16 protein-coding genes are annotated in these 16,790 nt (G+C 58.5%); 7 read left to right on the top strand and 9 right to left on the bottom strand.

Features of this window, described 5'->3' with window-relative positions; genetic code table 11:
- The first annotated feature begins 26 nt into the window (after positions 1–26).
- Positions 27–632, top strand: coding sequence for a hypothetical protein (locus tag EKH80_RS06435; RefSeq protein WP_126683917.1), 606 nt, complete (start codon positions 27–29; stop codon positions 630–632).
- Positions 633–916: 284 nt separating this feature from the next.
- Here the strand turns inward: EKH80_RS06435 and EKH80_RS06430 are convergent, their stop codons facing one another.
- On the bottom strand, positions 917–2,434 hold the full coding sequence (locus EKH80_RS06430; protein WP_230473461.1) for a right-handed parallel beta-helix repeat-containing protein: 1,518 nt from the start codon (positions 2,432–2,434) through the stop codon (positions 917–919).
- A 342-nt stretch (positions 2,435–2,776) separates the two neighbouring features.
- On the opposite strand from EKH80_RS06430, the gene EKH80_RS06425 reads away from it, so the two are divergent.
- Positions 2,777–3,529 carry a hypothetical protein gene (locus EKH80_RS06425; protein WP_230473460.1) on the top strand — a complete coding sequence of 251 codons (753 nt, stop codon included), beginning with the start codon at positions 2,777–2,779 and terminating at the stop codon, positions 3,527–3,529.
- 127 nt (positions 3,530–3,656) lie between these two features.
- Here the strand turns inward: EKH80_RS06425 and EKH80_RS24060 are convergent, their stop codons facing one another.
- From EKH80_RS24060 to EKH80_RS06405, 4 genes are all read right to left on the bottom strand, one after another.
- Positions 3,657–4,205: a hypothetical protein gene (locus EKH80_RS24060; RefSeq protein ID WP_158628773.1), complete on the bottom strand. Its 549-nt coding sequence runs from the start codon at positions 4,203–4,205 to the stop codon at positions 3,657–3,659.
- A gap of 57 nt (positions 4,206–4,262) precedes the next feature.
- Positions 4,263–4,418 carry a hypothetical protein gene (locus tag EKH80_RS06415; RefSeq protein ID WP_230473459.1) on the bottom strand — a complete coding sequence of 52 codons (156 nt, stop codon included), beginning with the start codon at positions 4,416–4,418 and terminating at the stop codon, positions 4,263–4,265.
- 50 nt (positions 4,419–4,468) lie between these two features.
- Positions 4,469–5,398, bottom strand: a complete 930-nt coding sequence (locus EKH80_RS06410; RefSeq protein ID WP_126683914.1) for an MBL fold metallo-hydrolase — start codon at positions 5,396–5,398, stop codon at positions 4,469–4,471.
- Positions 5,399–5,739: 341 nt separating this feature from the next.
- Positions 5,740–6,342 carry a TetR/AcrR family transcriptional regulator gene (locus tag EKH80_RS06405; protein WP_126683913.1) on the bottom strand — a complete coding sequence of 201 codons (603 nt, stop codon included), beginning with the start codon at positions 6,340–6,342 and terminating at the stop codon, positions 5,740–5,742.
- Between the two features lie 140 nt (positions 6,343–6,482).
- Here EKH80_RS06405 and EKH80_RS06400 point away from each other — a divergent pair, with 140 nt between their 5' ends.
- Positions 6,483–7,505 carry an SAM-dependent methyltransferase gene (locus tag EKH80_RS06400; RefSeq protein ID WP_158628772.1) on the top strand — a complete coding sequence of 341 codons (1,023 nt, stop codon included), beginning with the start codon at positions 6,483–6,485 and terminating at the stop codon, positions 7,503–7,505.
- Between the two features lie 166 nt (positions 7,506–7,671).
- Here EKH80_RS06400 and EKH80_RS06395 read toward each other — a convergent pair whose 3' ends face one another.
- Positions 7,672–8,040 (bottom strand): nuclear transport factor 2 family protein, encoded by a 369-nt coding sequence (locus tag EKH80_RS06395; protein WP_126683911.1) that lies wholly within the window; start codon positions 8,038–8,040, stop codon positions 7,672–7,674.
- Positions 8,041–8,170: 130 nt separating this feature from the next.
- Between EKH80_RS06395 and EKH80_RS06390 the strand changes: the two genes are divergently transcribed.
- A complete protein-coding gene (locus EKH80_RS06390) occupies positions 8,171–9,052 on the top strand; it encodes a LysR family transcriptional regulator (protein ID WP_126683910.1) in 882 nt (293 codons plus the stop codon).
- On the opposite strand, the gene EKH80_RS06385 is transcribed toward EKH80_RS06390, so the two are convergent.
- Complete coding sequence (locus EKH80_RS06385) at positions 8,979–9,632, bottom strand: hypothetical protein (RefSeq protein ID WP_126683909.1); 654 nt, start codon at positions 9,630–9,632, stop codon at positions 8,979–8,981. The two genes, EKH80_RS06390 and EKH80_RS06385, sit on opposite strands and share 74 nt — an antisense overlap.
- A gap of 390 nt (positions 9,633–10,022) precedes the next feature.
- On the opposite strand from EKH80_RS06385, the gene EKH80_RS06380 reads away from it, so the two are divergent.
- Together EKH80_RS06380 and EKH80_RS06375 are read left to right on the top strand one after the other, a co-directional pair.
- The gene (locus tag EKH80_RS06380) at positions 10,023–11,927 is read left to right on the top strand and encodes a hypothetical protein (RefSeq protein WP_230473458.1); all 1,905 of its coding nucleotides are present in this window, start codon (positions 10,023–10,025) and stop codon (positions 11,925–11,927) included.
- 12 nt (positions 11,928–11,939) lie between these two features.
- Positions 11,940–13,547, top strand: coding sequence for a hypothetical protein (locus tag EKH80_RS06375; RefSeq protein ID WP_126683908.1), 1,608 nt, complete (start codon positions 11,940–11,942; stop codon positions 13,545–13,547).
- A gap of 136 nt (positions 13,548–13,683) precedes the next feature.
- Here the strand turns inward: EKH80_RS06375 and EKH80_RS06370 are convergent, their stop codons facing one another.
- Positions 13,684–14,700 (bottom strand): S41 family peptidase, encoded by a 1,017-nt coding sequence (locus tag EKH80_RS06370; protein ID WP_126683907.1) that lies wholly within the window; start codon positions 14,698–14,700, stop codon positions 13,684–13,686.
- Between the two features lie 87 nt (positions 14,701–14,787).
- On the bottom strand, positions 14,788–15,345 hold the full coding sequence (locus EKH80_RS06365; protein ID WP_126683906.1) for a MarR family winged helix-turn-helix transcriptional regulator: 558 nt from the start codon (positions 15,343–15,345) through the stop codon (positions 14,788–14,790).
- Positions 15,346–15,545: 200 nt separating this feature from the next.
- Here EKH80_RS06365 and EKH80_RS06360 point away from each other — a divergent pair, with 200 nt between their 5' ends.
- Positions 15,546–16,739, top strand: a complete 1,194-nt coding sequence (locus tag EKH80_RS06360) for a WD40/YVTN/BNR-like repeat-containing protein (protein WP_230473457.1) — start codon at positions 15,546–15,548, stop codon at positions 16,737–16,739.
- Positions 16,740–16,790: the final 51 nt, after the last annotated feature.

Raw genomic sequence — 16,790 nt, 5'->3', positions numbered from 1 at the left:
ATGGAATTCTTGCCTGGAGGTGTGCGATGGGATACTCGGTCGACAATGTGAAGGCCTGGATCGGGGAAGCGACTTTGACCAAGTGGACGCAGATGAGCGTCACGAATATTCCGAAGCCAGATGGCGGGTACACCTACACGGCTGACAATCTACAAGCCACTAACACCAGTGGTGCCGCCACCGCGTGGATCGCTGGAAAGGTGAAAGAGTTGAAGTCGGATGTCAGTGAGTTTGGGGGAGCTCAGATGATTGGGGGTTTCTGGATCAAGCTCGGCGCAATCACCGAAAAAACAAAAATAGGAAGGTGTTTGCACATGTCCGGCTTGGCGGTCTTCCATCTTTTGGACAACACCAATTTTGACAACGTAACAATCCAGGTTGTTGGCAGCACTGTCTTTGATCATCACTTTGTGTTGTTGGATATCTATCATGCCGGTGATAAAAAGAAGCAGTGCTTTGTTGTCGATATTTGGCAGGGTCGTGTCGACAAATCAAATAATTTCGTCTATACGGATGCCAGTCATCCCTACTACAGACACGGTAAACTGAAAACTTATTTCGAATTTGTCCTTGGGGCCAGCCAGCGCCAATTGGACCGCAGCCTGATAACTCAGGCCAAGCAGGTGAACTGAGGCGGAGAAATCTCCGCCTCACAAACTCCCCCTGCAAGCACCTGATTAGCGCTATGTCTCAACTGACGTATATCTGCTCCCTCCCCTACGTGTAGTAGGGGAGGGCTGGGGTGGGGTGAAGCAACCTCGCGGCGAACTCAAGCACTGCGGCAAGCTCGAACAACCCCACCCTAACCCTCCCCTGTGCAAGCAGGGGAGGGGATCGCCCGTCGTGCAGCTGAGACTCGACGCTAATCAGGTGCAAGCAGGGGGAGGAGCTTGCTTCAAGTTACATCCGTGGCAGCTCAATGAAAGCTGCTGTTTGCATCCTGACCATAGGGCGCCGCCTGCCATTGGGCGGACGTCAAAGTCACCCCTTGGTCATGGGCCATGAATTGCCAAGGGCCGGTATAAGTATTGCCGCTGAAAACGTTGCCCTGGCTGAAGGTGATGGCCTGCTCGACGATGTCGCCCTGATATGGCGACCAAGTGGGATAGCTTCCCCAATTGGAAAACAGGCCTTGAAATCCACAGCCATTGGCCGGCGTGCAGCTCGATCCGATGTTCGACGGCGAGAAGCTGAAGACGTTGTTATTGACCTGAACGTTCTGGCTTTTCCAGCGGCAGTCGGAAAAGTAGGGGGTGTTGTTGATGGTTCCCGAAACGCATGTTGAAAGGTTCGCCACGTTGGGATTGACCAGCGTGCAGTCGCCAGTGCTGGTGTCGGCCGGAGAGTTGCAGTAGCGATCCGCGTTTTCCCAGATCACCACGCCGGACCAATTGTCGGTGAAGGTGTTGCTGGTAATGGCAATGGATTGATACCGAGCAGGAACACGGCTGTCACCGCCGCTTTCGGAAATGTAGATGGCGCCGGTGGGGAAGCCGGGGTTGGTGGGGCCTGAAACATTGGCGTTGCGCTGGAACACGTTATTTTTTATCAACGCGTTGTAGGAAGTCTCGTAGATGATCCCGGAGTTTTCTTCATCGCTGAAGACATTGTTTTCGATGTCGAAATCATCGTTGTTGGTGTCGGCCCACAATCCCGGTCCCTCATGGTTGTTGTGGAACCAATTGTTGGTGATGGTCGCCGTATGGGTGGCCCAGAATTTTCCGCCCCCGGTGCAGCCGCAGCCGGGTTGAGCGGTTTCCCAGCCATAGGTGTTGTTGTAGGCAATTTCGTTGTGGTCGATCACCACATTGGAGACGCCGTTATCCTCATAGGCGCTGAAACCGTATTGTCCATTGCGGGTCAGGCAGTTGTATTTGACCGTATTGGAAGTTCCAACAAACAGACCAGCACCCGCATTTCCCTGGATGGTGTTGTTCTGGATGGTCCACCCATGACCGGCGTCGTGATTGACGACTCCCTCGTTGTTGTTGGCACCTGCCGTCCCAAAGTTCTGAATCGTCAGGTACTCGATGGTCACCCCGGTAGCCTGACCGGTGAAGGCATATAAGTTGGTGTTCTTGCCATCCAGGATTGCGCCCGGGGCACCGATGAAGGTGCTGTTGTTGTCCGGGGTGATTTGGCCATAGATGTCCGATGCCAACGTGTGTATGCCGGGCTTAAACCAGTATGTCTGCCCTTTTTGGCCGAAGTCGACAGCATGGTTGTCGCCTGCCTCCACCGTAATGGCACCTGGCGGTGCAGCCGAAGGGCCGGTCAACAAGGATGGATTCCCGCAGACAGCCGCAGCAGCGGGAGCAAGAGCAGGGGCAGCGGCATAAGCAGGCGTGGGAGCCGGAGCGCCAGCGAGTGCCAATACAGTAAAGACCTGGCCGATTAATGCGGTGCGCATGGTGCGATGAAATTTCAATTTCATGGATTCATTTCCTCATTCCTTTAGTGAATCAGAAAAAATCAGGCCAACACGTTGCTCAAAGCAGGCACGTCAGCTACGCGCCAGCTTTCAGCGTGATCACGTGTCGGAAAAAGGACGTGACTGGGCGCGTTTTTTGAAATGGTCGGACCAAAGAAAACGGACGGCCCAAGCTGCACCTTCCGAAAATGGCAGTTTGATCACAGATTCCGAAACTTCGGCCTAGGCCAAATGGCCTAGTGAGTCGCCAAGGTATTTGGCCGGTACCGAAATATTTCCATCATGTCGAATTCCGGAAGGGCCGCTCGTCGGCTTTCTTTAACGACCCATTTCGAGGAGCAAACCATGCGTGAAAACAAGTTTGGCGCTTTCTTGATCAAATGCTCCGTCCTGCTCATCGGGTTTGGGGCGGCGCACCAGGCGATGGCACAGGATGTCGCGTCACCCTATCCGAAGATGGCCCCGATCGAGCAATACCTCATGACCGATCGCGGAGCCGAGATAGCCCTGGCACGCAGTGCGGCGCCGGAATCCATTTCCCGTGATGCGACGATCCTGGTGCTGGGACGCAAGGGCTATGAGAAAGCGGTGGAAGGCCAGAACGGGTTCGTCTGCCTGGTAGGCAGAAGCTGGACGGGACCGTTTGGCTGGCCCGAATTCTGGAACCCGAAGGTGAGGGCGGCCGATTGCCTCAACCCCCAGGCTGCCCGTTCGATCGTGCCGATCTTTTATCTACGCGCCAAGATGGTGATGGCGGGTCGCTCCAACGCGGAAGTGCTATCGGCACTCAAGGCCGCGTACGAACATAAACAATTGCCGGATCTCGAAAACGGTGCCATGGAATACATGCTGTCCAAATCGTCGTATTTGACCGACGAAGAGGGCCACAACATGGCTCATCTCATGTTCGACACCCGGGTCAAGGACGGCAAGGATTGGGGTTCCGGTGCGGCCGGCTCGCCGGTCATGTCCGGCTCCTTCTGGTTCGACTCCCCGCAAGAACAGTCCCAAATGAAAGGGCTGCCACCGATTCTTGTGTTCCTGGTCGGCGTCCCGAACTGGTCCGACGGCACGCCGGCGGGCAAGCATAACCACTGATATAGGCGCTGCACGTAGGCAAAGGATGGCAATCCCAGCTTTCGCCGGCGTGTTGTGGCTCGAATCATCATTTCAGCCAGCCGGTCACCGTAGCGTTCCCCGTCGCCCGGTGACCGGCGGTCTGGGATCAAGCTGCTATATGCCCATCATCAGCGCCATGATGAGCATGCAGCAGTTGATCCACTATGGCTTCACCTTCCTTGCGTTCGGTCGCGCGGAACGATTTCGTGGCGTCCTGATGCCAGGCAAGCTCCGCAGGCGGCGGAATCACCGCGATCGACGGGAAATGGGGGAAGCAATGCGTATCGGCCTTGCACGCGAAATCCAGCGCGGTCAGGTCGATGGATTGCGGGATATTATTGAAACCGCTCACGTAATACAGTTTCTTGTGCGTGTGGTCGCGCACCACGGTCCAATTGGACCAGTCCCCCGTCTGCAAACCGTTGCCGTCTTGCACGGGCGTAGGCTTTATAGCTCGCCGCGCCTGAGCCAACACGAGCGCTGGCTCTTCAAAGAAGGTTTGGTCAGCGTGATGGATCCGCTTCGAACCCGCGTTTAGCGGAGGCTCCGCGTCGGACGAAACAGCGTAGAAATACAAATGTGAGTGCAGTAGCGACATCTCGCCAGGAGCATGGTCAGTCCCTCGGCGGTCAGTGATTTGATCATTATTGCGCAAGCCATTCCTTCGCGATCCAGTCACCAGCAAGGCGCCGGCCTTGGCGATGCCTTCTTCCTAGCCAAGCTTTTCCACCAGCACGGCGCAAAGACCGGCGAAACTGTCGTCCTTCTGAATCTGCAAGGGGGCAGCGTATTCCAGCGCACCCACTACATCGAGAAAGACGGTGAACTGCTGCCGCCACACAATGACGCCGGCGGATACGGTAAGCATCTCGCGTTTGGGTTGCGCATCGTTCCGCTGCAGCGGAGCAGGGTGCATTATCAAGGTTGCAGACGCATACCGTCTTGGGCGAACACTACGGGCCCCTTGTAGTGTTCGCGAATGGAGGCCTCGACGCTGGCCTGCTGTTGATCGATCACGGGCGACAAATGACTGAGCAGCAGTTTTTTCGTTCCGCTATCGTTAGCCACTACGCCTATCGCCCTGGGCGGAGTGTGCAAGGTGTAAAGCACCGGCCGAGAACCCGGCGGATCGAGCACGACGCAATTGAAAACCAACAGGCTGGTGTGTTGCGCTATGCGACGCAGATTTTCGATTCCGTTGGCTTCGATATCGCCGCTGAAGGTGATGCTTTGATGATGGTAGTCGATGCGATAGATCACTGCCGGTACGTCGCCGTGGTGACCAGCGATCGCGCTGATTTCCAGTCCTTGCGCTGAATAAATGAGCTTCGGTGTCTTGGGGGCATTCGCGGATGCGTCGATATTCGTCGCATCGATCGTCACCGGCGCTGCGAAGTCGTGTAAATAGCTGAATGCGCCATCGGGACCGAACAACAGATCGATAAAGCGGCTGGTTGATGGGAATGTGGCTTCATCTCCTTCGCCATGATGCCCAGTGGGGCCAAAGACCCGGACACGGACTGGACCCTCACCTGAAACCGCGCGTGCTTTGAAAAAACCAGGCAACTCGCCGGTGTGATCGATATGCAAATGCGTTAACAGGACGACGTCAAGGTTGGCTAATGAGAGCTTTGCCTCGCCGAGCCGTACAAATGTCCCGGGCCCCGCATCAACCAGGATACGAGGATTGCCGTCGACCAAAACGATATATCCCGCCCCGGCTCGGCCAGTCGCTCCGGGGCCACCAGACCCTAACACCCTTAGCTCCAGGGGCGAGGCAACGGACGCGGCGATGCTGCTGTTGGCGGCGAACATTAAAAGTGCGGCATAAAACGAGAGCTTGAACATGAGTGCCTCCACCGATGATTGTTCGGCGCGCATCCTCAACTATTGGCGTACGCTGGTGCAACTCGCCGGGACGCAACTGTCATGCTTCATCAACGGCCGTGGTTCGAGTGGCTGTATAGCAAGAAGATCGTGAAAATGGGCTCAGGCGATGCTTGAGTGGGCGGTGTGTCTAGGGATGCTCTATGCGCGTCTGGCGGAGCGTAGGCTGGGATGGTAATCCCAGCGCCGGGATGCCGCATGGAAAGCTGGGATTATCATCCCAGCCTACGCTCCGCCAGACGCGCATACAGTGAGACACCCGAGCGTGTGGTGACGGGTACGTGGAATAGATCAGGGCATCTCTAGAGCTTTGGCGTAGTTGCTCCCGCCATGAAGAATTTCAGCGTCCGCGCAAGCTCGGTACGCAAACCTGCCGAGTCATCGTCGAGCCAGCGAAGCACTGCGCCGAGATAGAGGAAATGCAGGTGGCTGGCCAGCAGGGGTGCGGCGATATCGTTGCGGACTTCGCCTTCCGCCTGCGCCTGGGCGATCAATTGCGCGTAGAGCGGCACCATGTCGGAGTCGCTCTGCCCAGGCTGGTCCTTTCCGATGGCCTGGAAGCGGTAGCGAATGTACGGCGCGGCATAGTCGCGGTGCGATTCCCACCATTGCGCCGAGGCATCCAGGATCGCGGCAAGCCGCGTTTGCAGGGTGCGGCGCGCCATGGCCTTGTGCAGCAATGGTCCGAGATCGTTGGCCAGTTCGCCGTGCAAGGCATGAACGAGTGCCGCCTCTTTCACCGGGAAATGGTTGTACAGGGTGCCGCGAGCGACATCCGCTTCAGCCGCAATCTGCTCCATGGTGACGGCCTCGAAGCCAAACCGCCCGAACAGCGTCAGCGCTACTGCGGAGAGGTGCTCGCGGGTGCGGTCGCGCTTGCCCTGGGTGCGGGTGGGTGTGGACATGTCCGGCTCAATATTGAACAATGTCCATAATTGGACGATGTTCAATTATGGCGGGATCAGCATACCACGGCGCGGCGATGGTCGCCCGCCGGCGGTGCGCGCTCGCGCTTTTCACTTGCCAACGGATACGCACAAGCGCCATGTCCATCAAACCCTTCCTGAAGCTGTTAAAGAACGACCAGCTGACCGCCTTCACCGGCGTCAACATCTTGTTCAAGCCCTTCTATCGGCTCGCTTATCTGTCCGCAGCAAAGCAGGGCGGGCTGCTGGACCTGTTGTCCGAAGGACCGGCAAGTCTTGAAAGGCTCGCCGCGCTCTACTGTCAAGATGCGAAAGCCCGAGAGGCACTGGAGGCTTGGCTGCAACTGGGCGTGCGCCTCGGATTTCTCCAGTTGCGTGATGGGGAATATGGCCTGAAGGGGCTGGCCAGGAAACTGGCCTTGCCTCAGAACGACGCGCCCCTGGCCCTGCTTCAGGAAGTGGCGGGGCTGCATCACAAATTGATTTTGAATACGCTGGAGAAACTGAAAAAGGGGGAGCTATGGAGCCTTGCAGATCAGGACGGAGAATTGATCGCCCGTTCTTCTCGGGCCCTGGAAGTATTCCTGACCGAGGCCATCGATCTGAGCTTCCCCGTAAGCGGTGCCGGCAGATTGCTTGAAATCGGCTGTGGCTCGGGCTACTACATCAAGTACGCGGTGACCCGAAATGCATCGCTCTCAGCCATCGGTCTAGAACTGCAGCCCGATGTAGCTGAAGTGGCGCGCAGAAACATTCAGGAGTGGGGCCTTGAGGATCGGGTGGAAATCGAAAACGGCGACATCCAGGCGAAGATCCCGGATGAGCACTTCGACATCGTGACCCTCTACAACAACATCTATTATTTTCCGGTCGAGGAGCGGGTCGCGGTCCTGCGGCATATCGGAAAATTCCTGAAGCCCGGCGGCTTTCTGCTGCTGACCACTTGCTGCCAGGGCGGAAACCTGGGCATCGAAGTCCTCAATCTCTGGGGCGCGGCCACGGCATCGGGCGGGAGGCTACCTTCCGCCGACGAAATGGTGGACCAGCTGCAGGAGGCCGGCTACCGGGACATCGTGACAACCAGTCTGATCCCCGGCGACCGGTTTTATGCATTCAAGGCTTATCGCGGCGACTTCAGCTGACGGGCGCGAGGTATCCCCACGTATTTTTTTGCCCGACATCCCAGCGAGCGCTGGGATGTCGGCGAGGTGGTTTGAAATATCCCGACTCACTTGGAAAACCCCATTGCGACAGCGGCTGTCTTCCAGAGCGGATCGGTCATCGATATATCGTTCGCTTGGGTCGTGGTTACGTGTTCGAAATCATCACCTTCTGGACGATCTTCCACGTTCCGTGGACCTTCAAGCATGACAGCATGTCCGTGAAGACACGCGGCGGTACCTGCAGTTTTACCTTCAAGACCGCGAGCTCCTTCTCGACATCGATCGATAGGATCTGGTCATCGCGCTCGAAGCCCTGTTGTTTCGGCGCTTTCATGCTGCGTACGGCTGCCAGCCATGTCGCAATTGGCGTCACGCTCACGTTGCCGTCTTCGCCGATCTTTGTCACCGAACTGGATGGATGAAATACGGACGCAAATTTCTCGGCATCCATTTCATAGGCGGCATCGAAATAGGTTTGAGCGATCGATCGCAAAGCGGGAATTTCCGAATCCATAGCTACCCTCGTTAGTTGCAGTGCCAAGCCGAAAGACTTGGCGTTACGTTGCCGAGCAAGCCTAGGGTAGGGCCACTTATGAGGGTAGACCTATTGCGAAGGATAGTGTCATGAGCCATATTCATGAATCATGAGAAACGAACTGAACGAACTCGCTACTTTCGCGATGGTCGCCCGAGAACGAAGCTTTACTCGCGCTGCGGCAAAGCTGGGTGTGTCCCAGTCTGCGCTAAGCCACACTATCCGCGGGCTCGAACAGCGGCTCGAGTTACAACTTCTGGCTCGAACAACCAAGAGCGTCGCCCCAACTGCTGCAGGGGCCGCTCTCTTGAAGGATTTGGCTCCGGCGCTTGAGCAAATAACTCTGGCCCTGGACAAAGCGCGAAGCGTCCGGCGCAGCCCTGCGGGCCGCCTTCGAATCGTGATGTCGCGCTCGGCCGCCGTAATGGTATTGCTGCCAAAGCTCACGGCATTCGCTGAGGCTTATCCTGACATCGTTCTAGACGTTGTCACCGTGACGGGCCCTGTAGACCTCGTTGCGGGCGAGTTCGATGCCGGTATTCAGCTCGGCGAGTACATTCAGAAGGATATGATCGCAGTGCGCGTCACGCCGGCGTTACGACTGGCTGTAGTGGGGTCGCCTGGCTATTTCTCATCACGAAGCATTCCGCAAAAGCCGAAAGATCTCAGCGATCATCGATGCATAACACTACGCCTTGCGAGCGGCCCCTATCGATGGGAGTTCGAGCGCGGACGAAAGTCAGTCACGATCAGCGTGAACGGCCCGCTCATCATCGATGATACCCACTTGGTGATTCAGGCGGCGCTCGCTGGGGCGGGCCTCGGTCTGGTCTATGAAGAGCAGGTCGCAGAGGACATCGCCAAGCGGCGGCTCATTCGTGTCCTGGAGGATTGGACGCCGCCGATTCCCGGCTTCTTTATGTACTATCCCAGTCGTCAGCATCAGCCTGCTGCACTGTCGGCGCTGGTAAGCGCGCTGCGACTGTCGTGACAAGCATTTGCCTGCGTAACTTGCCATGTGAAATCGACACCTCGGAGACCATCAGGCTCTTGAGGAAAACCTCCAGGTCCTGAAGAAACAGCGGCCAGCGCAGCTCATTGCGTTTACGAAAGATGCGGGTTTCACCCGTTGCTGTGTCGAGGCTTGAAAGGGCCCGCATATCGATAATCTTTGGGCCGGCCTCCTTGTGTTCGAAGTACAGCTGCCCGGCATGCCTGGCCATCAGGAAGCCTGTCTCGCCCGACTTGAGTTCGATCCAGCACTTCATTGAGCCGCGGCTGCGCGAGTCTGGGCACTTCAGTTTGTAGCTGTGCGAGAAAAGCTCACGCTCTTGCTCGAGACGATGCAGAAGCTCAGACGTTGCCGCTAGGAGCATTTCCCGGCTCTTTACGGTCTGAGCATTTTCATCCATGCCGCGAGCGACACTGAAGTTGTCCCACAAGCCTATGGCTACCCGAAAAGCAGTGATTTCCGGCGCCCCATGGCCCGTTAGAAAGCTAAGCTCCTCGGTCGAATAGGTCCGAACATGTATGAGTTCGCCAGCCGAGACCGTAAATTGATATTGATCCATGTCGCAAAGCCTAGCATTGGAAAATAAGCCCATCTTCCCTCACCGTCATTCCGGCCTGCGCCGGAATGACGGTGAGGGAAGTAGGCTGGGTTGCAAAACCCAGCATTGCGATGCAGCAGCATGCGCGCTGCTGGGATTGGCATCCCAGCCTACACACGGGATCGGGCATTCTTAGACCCATTCACGTCGCAACGACATCGCGATGGAAAGAATGTCAAAGCAGCAATGTGATGCCCAGTACCTCGCACGAGTCAAGGAAAGTCGAGCTTTGGTGGTGTGATCACAGGGTAATGCAGTGCAAGTATGCGGGTTTTGGGTGTCTTCCTCGATGCAGGTTAGCGATCCCCAATTCCAGTCGGCCCGCATACGGCCGCACAAGGAGGCATTCCCATGTCCGATACGAATCGCGTCTCTGGTCCTGACGCCCTCCCCAATAAGTCTTCCGCCAAGCTGGGGCCAGGAACAGGATTGAACACCCCCCGTTTCGGCCAGCTCGCCGACGTTGCCTACCAGTACTTCACCCCGGCCTTCGTGCAGGACCTCGCCGATCAGCCCCCGTTGCAGGAAGAGCTCAACAACTGGTGGACCCTGAACCTTACCAGCTGGGTCGCGCAGGCCATGCCCGCGGCACCCAGCTGGTTCTATGACCCGGCCACCACCAACATCCCCTCCGATGCCGCCTCCGTGGCCATTCAATGGAGCGCCTTTTCCGGACGCATCAAGCAGTTTTACTCGGCCAATCCGCCCGTCGCTCCCGCCAACCCTTACAAGCTCAATGCCACCCAGATCTACTCCTTGGGAGACACCGGCTACTACGCCGATAGCAGCAACAAAAACGTCGCCCTGCCGAACATCCCCTCCACCCTGTGTCCGCAAGCCAATTGGAACGGCACCCTAAAAACCTTCGGCCCGTACGGACCGCGCGGATGGCAGGACGAATACTGCGAATGGTCGGTTTTCCGCAACGCCTCCAACCAGGTCGTGCGAGTGGATTTCACCTGTGAAAACCCGGAGTACTGGACCACGCTGTGGAAGGTCAGTCCCGAGCGTGTGGTGCAACTGTATAACTCCACGCTCAACGCGAATGCCCAGTCGCAGAACCAGATCACCGTCACGCTTGCCGACCTGCAGCTCACCGATGCCAGCGGCAATCCGGTGATAGACCCCAATACCGGCCGCCCCGCGTACAACCCGCTCAATAAATGGAACAGTGGTCCGATTTCCGTTCGCGGCGCTTCCAATCCTTCTGGCGGCGCGATGCATCTGACCAGCACGCCCAACACGCTGCAAACCGAAATCGGCCTCGCCGGCGCCTCCAGCGTGCAGTACTCCTCCGGCAATCTCTACCCGCAGCCCTTGATCTGTTGCGGCAACTTCGGCCAGGAGTATCGCCACAGCGATCCGCATATTGGCCAAAGCGTTTCGCAGGCGGTGAACCCGAACACCGGCTCGTACAACCTGGCCAACCTCGCCAACCCCTTCGGCCTGTACATCCAGCTGCCGAATTTCGCCAACTGGACGTTTGGTTCGAACATCGTGCCAGGGCAGGGCGGCATTCCCGCGAGTGCGCAACCTTCGGACATCTGGCAGATCGTCCGCGGCTCGCAAACCTGCATCGATCCGGTCACCGGCCAAGCCTTCCCGGGCAACATGATCCTGCATGCCGCCTGCCAGATCCCGCTGGCCTGGCTGCAGGCCAATCCCAATCTCACCCTGGCCGACATTCAGATCAACGGACGCCCCATCCAATGGGCCGGCCAGATTGCCGAAACCTTCAATATGACGCTGTATGCGCGGCCGCTGCCGGCCGGCAGCACGAAACCGCCGACCAACCCCTGTACCTCTACGCAGACCGCGCCGTACGTGCCGCTGCAATGCATGTACTCGCAACTCTGGAATGGCTACTACCCCATCAATGAGCCTGCACCAACGGGAGCAGCGCTTTCTCTCGCCAGCAACACCACCTTCGTTGCGCCGTGGTTGCCGGCAAACGGCAAATCCCAGGCCCTTACCCTGACTTGCACGACGGTTCCCAGTCCGCTCTCCGACCTGCAAGTGGCGTTCCTGCTGCCGGGCAGCGACGCTGTCGACACCAATATCAGCGTGACAGTGAGCGCGGCCACGCCCGTCACTTATGCCGTACCCGGCAACTCTTACCCGGACAATTATTTTGCCCTTTCGCTCGCGGTCACCGTCGGCTCAAGCAGCGCACCCGGGTTGCGCTCGGTGCAAATCACCGTCAACAGTAACTCGAACGTTTTGCCCGACGCCGTCTTCATTCCCGAAATCGAATAAGGACTCCCGTCCATGGACCTTCGCAACTTCACTCGACTCTACACGGGGCTGCGGAATCACCGCAGCCTCACCCTTGCCTTGGTAGCGGCGTTTCTGGTCGCCGCTGCCGGGTGTGCTTCGGAAATGGCGGGGCCTAAGCCCAAGCCAGAGGTCGCCCCTGCCTACGGCCAGGAACAAGCCGCGCAGAGCAGCGCTACCAGCACCGCCAGTCCTTGCCCGGCCTCGTCCACCATCCAGATGCAGGCCAGCATGCCCACGATCTTCCTCACCAGCGGCAACCAGATCGGTGCCGATTGCCTTGCCTGGCAGGAATTCATCTACTTGAACTGGCGCGCCCAGCCTGGCAACCCGGGCAACCCTGACCCCACCGCCAGTGCCGCAGACTTTGGCTTGCCCACGGACATCCAGCCCAAAGTCTGGGAAAGCTATGAGAGCCTGGGCGAGGTGTTTGGGACTTCCAAAAAAGCCAGCAAGTCTTCAGGCCCCAAGCTGCTGCAGCTCGCCGATACCTCCGAGTTCGCCAATATCCATTTGCTGTCCATCGGCCAGGCCGGTAATGGCAAGTGGCTCACTTCGCAGGGCGGCGATCTGGTCTACTACGACGTGCGCCTGAACCTGGACGAAGCCCAATTCATCCAGCAAAACCATCTCACCACGTTTGCCGGCCAGCAGGCCTGCGCCAGCAATCAGCAAGCGCAACAAAAAGGCGTGGGCGGACTCAATCTGCCCCAAGGTGGCGGCCAGGACACGGACTGCTCCGGCAATCCTCAAACCTACGGACTCAACCTCGGCACCATCGAGCTCAAGTCGTCCTGGGTGCAGTTGCCTGCCGACCATTCGCTGGACTATCGCTACCTCACCACCCAAGCCAACATCGTGCCGCCCATCGGCAAACCCTATACAGCCACGGTCGGCTTGGTAGGGCTGCACATCATCCACAAGATGCAGGGCGGACCGCAGTTCGTCTGGGCTACGTTCGAGCAGATCGACAACGACCCTGACAACAACAATGGCAATCCACAACCGCCGCAACTTCCGCCCAACTCCAACCAGCAGCCGTCTCCTGGCTATGTGTTCTACAGCGCCAGTTGCACCCCGGCAACCGATCCTTTCTACCAATGCAAGCCGAACGAGCTGCCGGGCACCGCTTGCACCACGCTCGCGCCGCCTTACCAGCCAGCCGGTTGTGATCCCTACAACGCGCCGAACCAGGTCACACGCATCTATTCCGTGGACTCCACCGCCAACAGTGCCACCGGCTACGCATGGACGCTGATGCCAGCGAATTCGGTGTTCAACTATTACCGCCTGATCGAAGTGCAGTGGCCGAACGCGCCCTCACCGCTGCCGCCGGGCTCCACCACGCCCCTGACCACGGGAGACATCACGCCTAACGCTTCCACCCTCATCACGGCGAACAGCACTGCGGAGACCTACGTGCAAAATACCCACACTTGCCTGAGCTGTCACATGAACGCGCCCATCGCCACGCCCTCCAGCGTCGCGCTGATGCGTGTACAAAACGGCAGCATGCAGCGGCAAATCCTGCTGGGGAAGCAGACCACCAACACTTACGCCAGCGACTACTCCTTCATCTTTACGGCCGGAACCCAGCACTGACTCGCAGCATTCAGAAGTAAGCAAAGCTGGGATCCAGCGACTTGCAGATCGCAAAGGCGCTGGATCCCAGCGTTCGCTGGGGTGACGGGCAAAAAACGTAGGGATACCTCTACGCACGACCCCGCAGGTGCGAATGTCAGTGCATTGGCTTTTCACCCGGCCCGGCTTCTTTGGCCAGCGTCGCGTGCGCCAGCTCAAGCGCCTTGTCGAGCGCAAGCTCGGGCGGGGTCGGCACATCCGGCTTCACACCGACACCCTGCCAGTCGGTGCCGGTGATGGGATTGATCGAGCGCATTTCCGGCAACTTGATCAGGAAATGGTCGGTGAGGCGCCGACGCTCATATGGATGCGCGCCACCGCCACTGGCTTCGCCGACTACGGTGACTCGATGCATAGCCTGAAGGTCGTAAGTGAAAGCTTCGGCTGCGGAAAAGGTCTTGTGCGAGATAAGCACATACACCGGCTTGGTGCCGCCGAATCGGCGGCCGGGTACCCATACCGGCGACGTGGCGCGGGTAAGCCGGTTGCTCGGACGGTCGTAGATGGCGCTCATTTCCGCCGGACGGTCGAGAAGATAGGCGGCCATCAGCATGTCCATGCCGCTGTCGCCGCCGCCGTTGTTGCGCAAGTCGATGATCAGAACCTTGGACTGCGCCAGTAAAGTCATCGCCGATTGCAGCAGGTCGGCCGCCACGCGCGGCGGCGCGAAGACGCGCAGGTCGAGATAACCGATGTCGCTGTCCAGGCGTCGCACGCTCTCGAAGCCGTAGTTGATCGCCGGGCCGGCCCAACTGTCGTCGTCTTCCTCGTATTGATCGACCGTTTTCGCATCGGGAGGTGGTACAGGCTGCGCGCTGTAGTTGATGCGAAAGTGTCCGTCACCGGAGAGCTTGCGCAGCTCGACGGTAAGGGCCTGGGCGAACGCTTCGGGCTCGCGGTAGGGCTTGAACGCATCGATGCTAGCCTGCTGGCGAAGCGCTAGTGCGACTTTGCGCCCAAGCTCCGGATCCACATAGCGGGCTTGGATCACCTCCGCGGCTTGTTCGATCACTTCGTGTTGATGGTCCGCTGTCATCACTGAGTTGTCGAGATCGGCGGCGGTGGCGAGGCAGGGGACGAGCGCCCATGACAGGGCCAGCAGGATGCGTTTCATGGAGGGGGCTACGCTATGTATTACTGCACGTTGATTAAAGGATGGGCATAGGCCTTGCGAGGCGCCGTTCCCGCACAAGCTTGGCCATCACGCAGCGCGTGTTCGTTTCTTCTTCGCGTCATTTTTGCCTGCACCCGTAGGGCGCTTCCTCAAGGTGCTCTTACTGGATGGAGATTCCGCACCCGATAGTTGCGTGCGTGCCTCGGCCATTCGATGGTTGAACGATTTCGTGCCCAGCGCCGCGATCGCCTCGTCGAGTGACTGCGAGAGAGGGCGCGATAGCGATGCGTCCAGGCTATCGGCAGCCATTTGCGTTATCTGCCAGCATTCGTTGAGTCGCGGCAGCATCGCGCGACCGCGCGGCGATAGACGAACCAACCGTTGGCGACCATCGACCGGCCCGGGTTCGGAGGCGAGCAGTCCTTCCTTGATCATCAAGGTGACCGTTTGCGTTGCCGCGGGCTGGGTAATCTTTGCGGCTTCCGCAATCTGCCCGATCGTGGAAGGCTCGCACGCCATCAGAGCACGCACGATCGGCGTGAACCGAGGGCGATAACGCAGGCCCGCCGAGGCATAGGCTTCTTCCACCGCCCCATCGAGCAGCTCGATCAAATGACGTAACTGGGTTCCGAGTCCAGGCAGCATGTGGACAAATATATAAGTGCTTATGTAATGTGTCAAACACCGTTTGGACGAGGTTGGATGTGATCACAAGGCCTGTGTAGATCCATCAAAACGATGGTGACTTCCGGCTCGTGACCGCCCTCGATTCGGCTGCCATGCTTTTGCGTTGCCATGGAAATTTCGTTTACACAAAAAAGGGCGGCGTGCCCAGGGAGATGAGTATGAAAAGAAGCAGGACAATCGACGCATTTTCTTTCCGGACGATGGCTCTGGCCCGCAAGGCGCTGCCATGGGCGGCGCTGGCGCTTGCATGCTCCCAAGGTGCCGCCTTCGCCAAGGACGCCTCGCTAACACCCCAAGCGGGAAGTCATTGGCAGAAGCTCCCGACCGAGCCGTACAAGGGAAAACAGGACGACATCTACTTTGTGAACCAGGACGTCGGCCTCTATGTCAATGGCAAGGGCAACATCTGGCGCAGCACCGACGGCGGTCATAGCTGGCAGAACGTGCTCAAGCAGCCGGGAACCTACTTCCGCGCCATCGGCATGGTCGATACGCAGCACGCTTATGCGGGAAACATCGGCACGGACTATTACCCCGGCGTCACCGACAGCACACCGCTATATGAGACCGATGATCGCGGTGACCACTGGCACGCCGTGACGAACATTCCCGGCGAGCCCATGAAGGGCATCTGCGGCATCGACATCATTCATCCCGATGGCACCACGCACAACAGCTCGGCTGCAGTGATCCATGCAGCCGGCAGGGTAGGTGGCCCCGCCAGGCTGATCAGCTCACTGGACGGTGGAACGACCTGGACCAACACCGACATGACGCCGTGGATCGCCATGATCGTGGACGTCAAATTCTTCGATGCCAGGAACGGCGTGATCTATGGCGGCTCGGACACCGACTTGTCGAAGTCGCATGCCCTCATCATCACTACCCACGATGGCGGCGCGCATTGGACGCGTGCGTACGAATCGAACCGGCCGGCAGAGCTGATCTGGAAAGGCAGCTTCCCGACACGCCAGGTGGGTTACGCCACCATCCAGAGCTACGACACCGATACGAAGTCCACCTTGCGCCGCGTGGCGAAAACCACCGATGGCGGCAAGACATGGAAGGAGCTGCCGCTGGTCGACGACAAGGAAGTCACCGAGTTCGGCGTGGGCTTCGCCAATGCCGATCTTGGCTGGGTCGGCACGACCAAGGGCGGCTTCGAAACCAAGGATGGCGGCAAGCACTGGGAGCACGTGGAGATGGGACGCGTGATCAACAAGATCCGTGTACTGCCCGATGGCGAGCACTTTGTCGCCTATGCCATCGGCTCGGATGTCTACAAGTACACCAGCGAGCAACTGCCCGCTGTCGCTTCGAACCCGGCAACCGTCAAGGTCGACAAACCCTAGGGTTTTTTCAGGCTTTGTTTTTTTACCTGGAGCGGTGGCGCCTGGCATCGC

The organism is Dyella choica (assembly GCF_003977665.1).
Lineage (GTDB): Bacteria > Pseudomonadota > Gammaproteobacteria > Xanthomonadales > Rhodanobacteraceae > Dyella_B > Dyella_B choica.
This window is presented reverse-complemented; position numbering and strand designations above follow the sequence as displayed.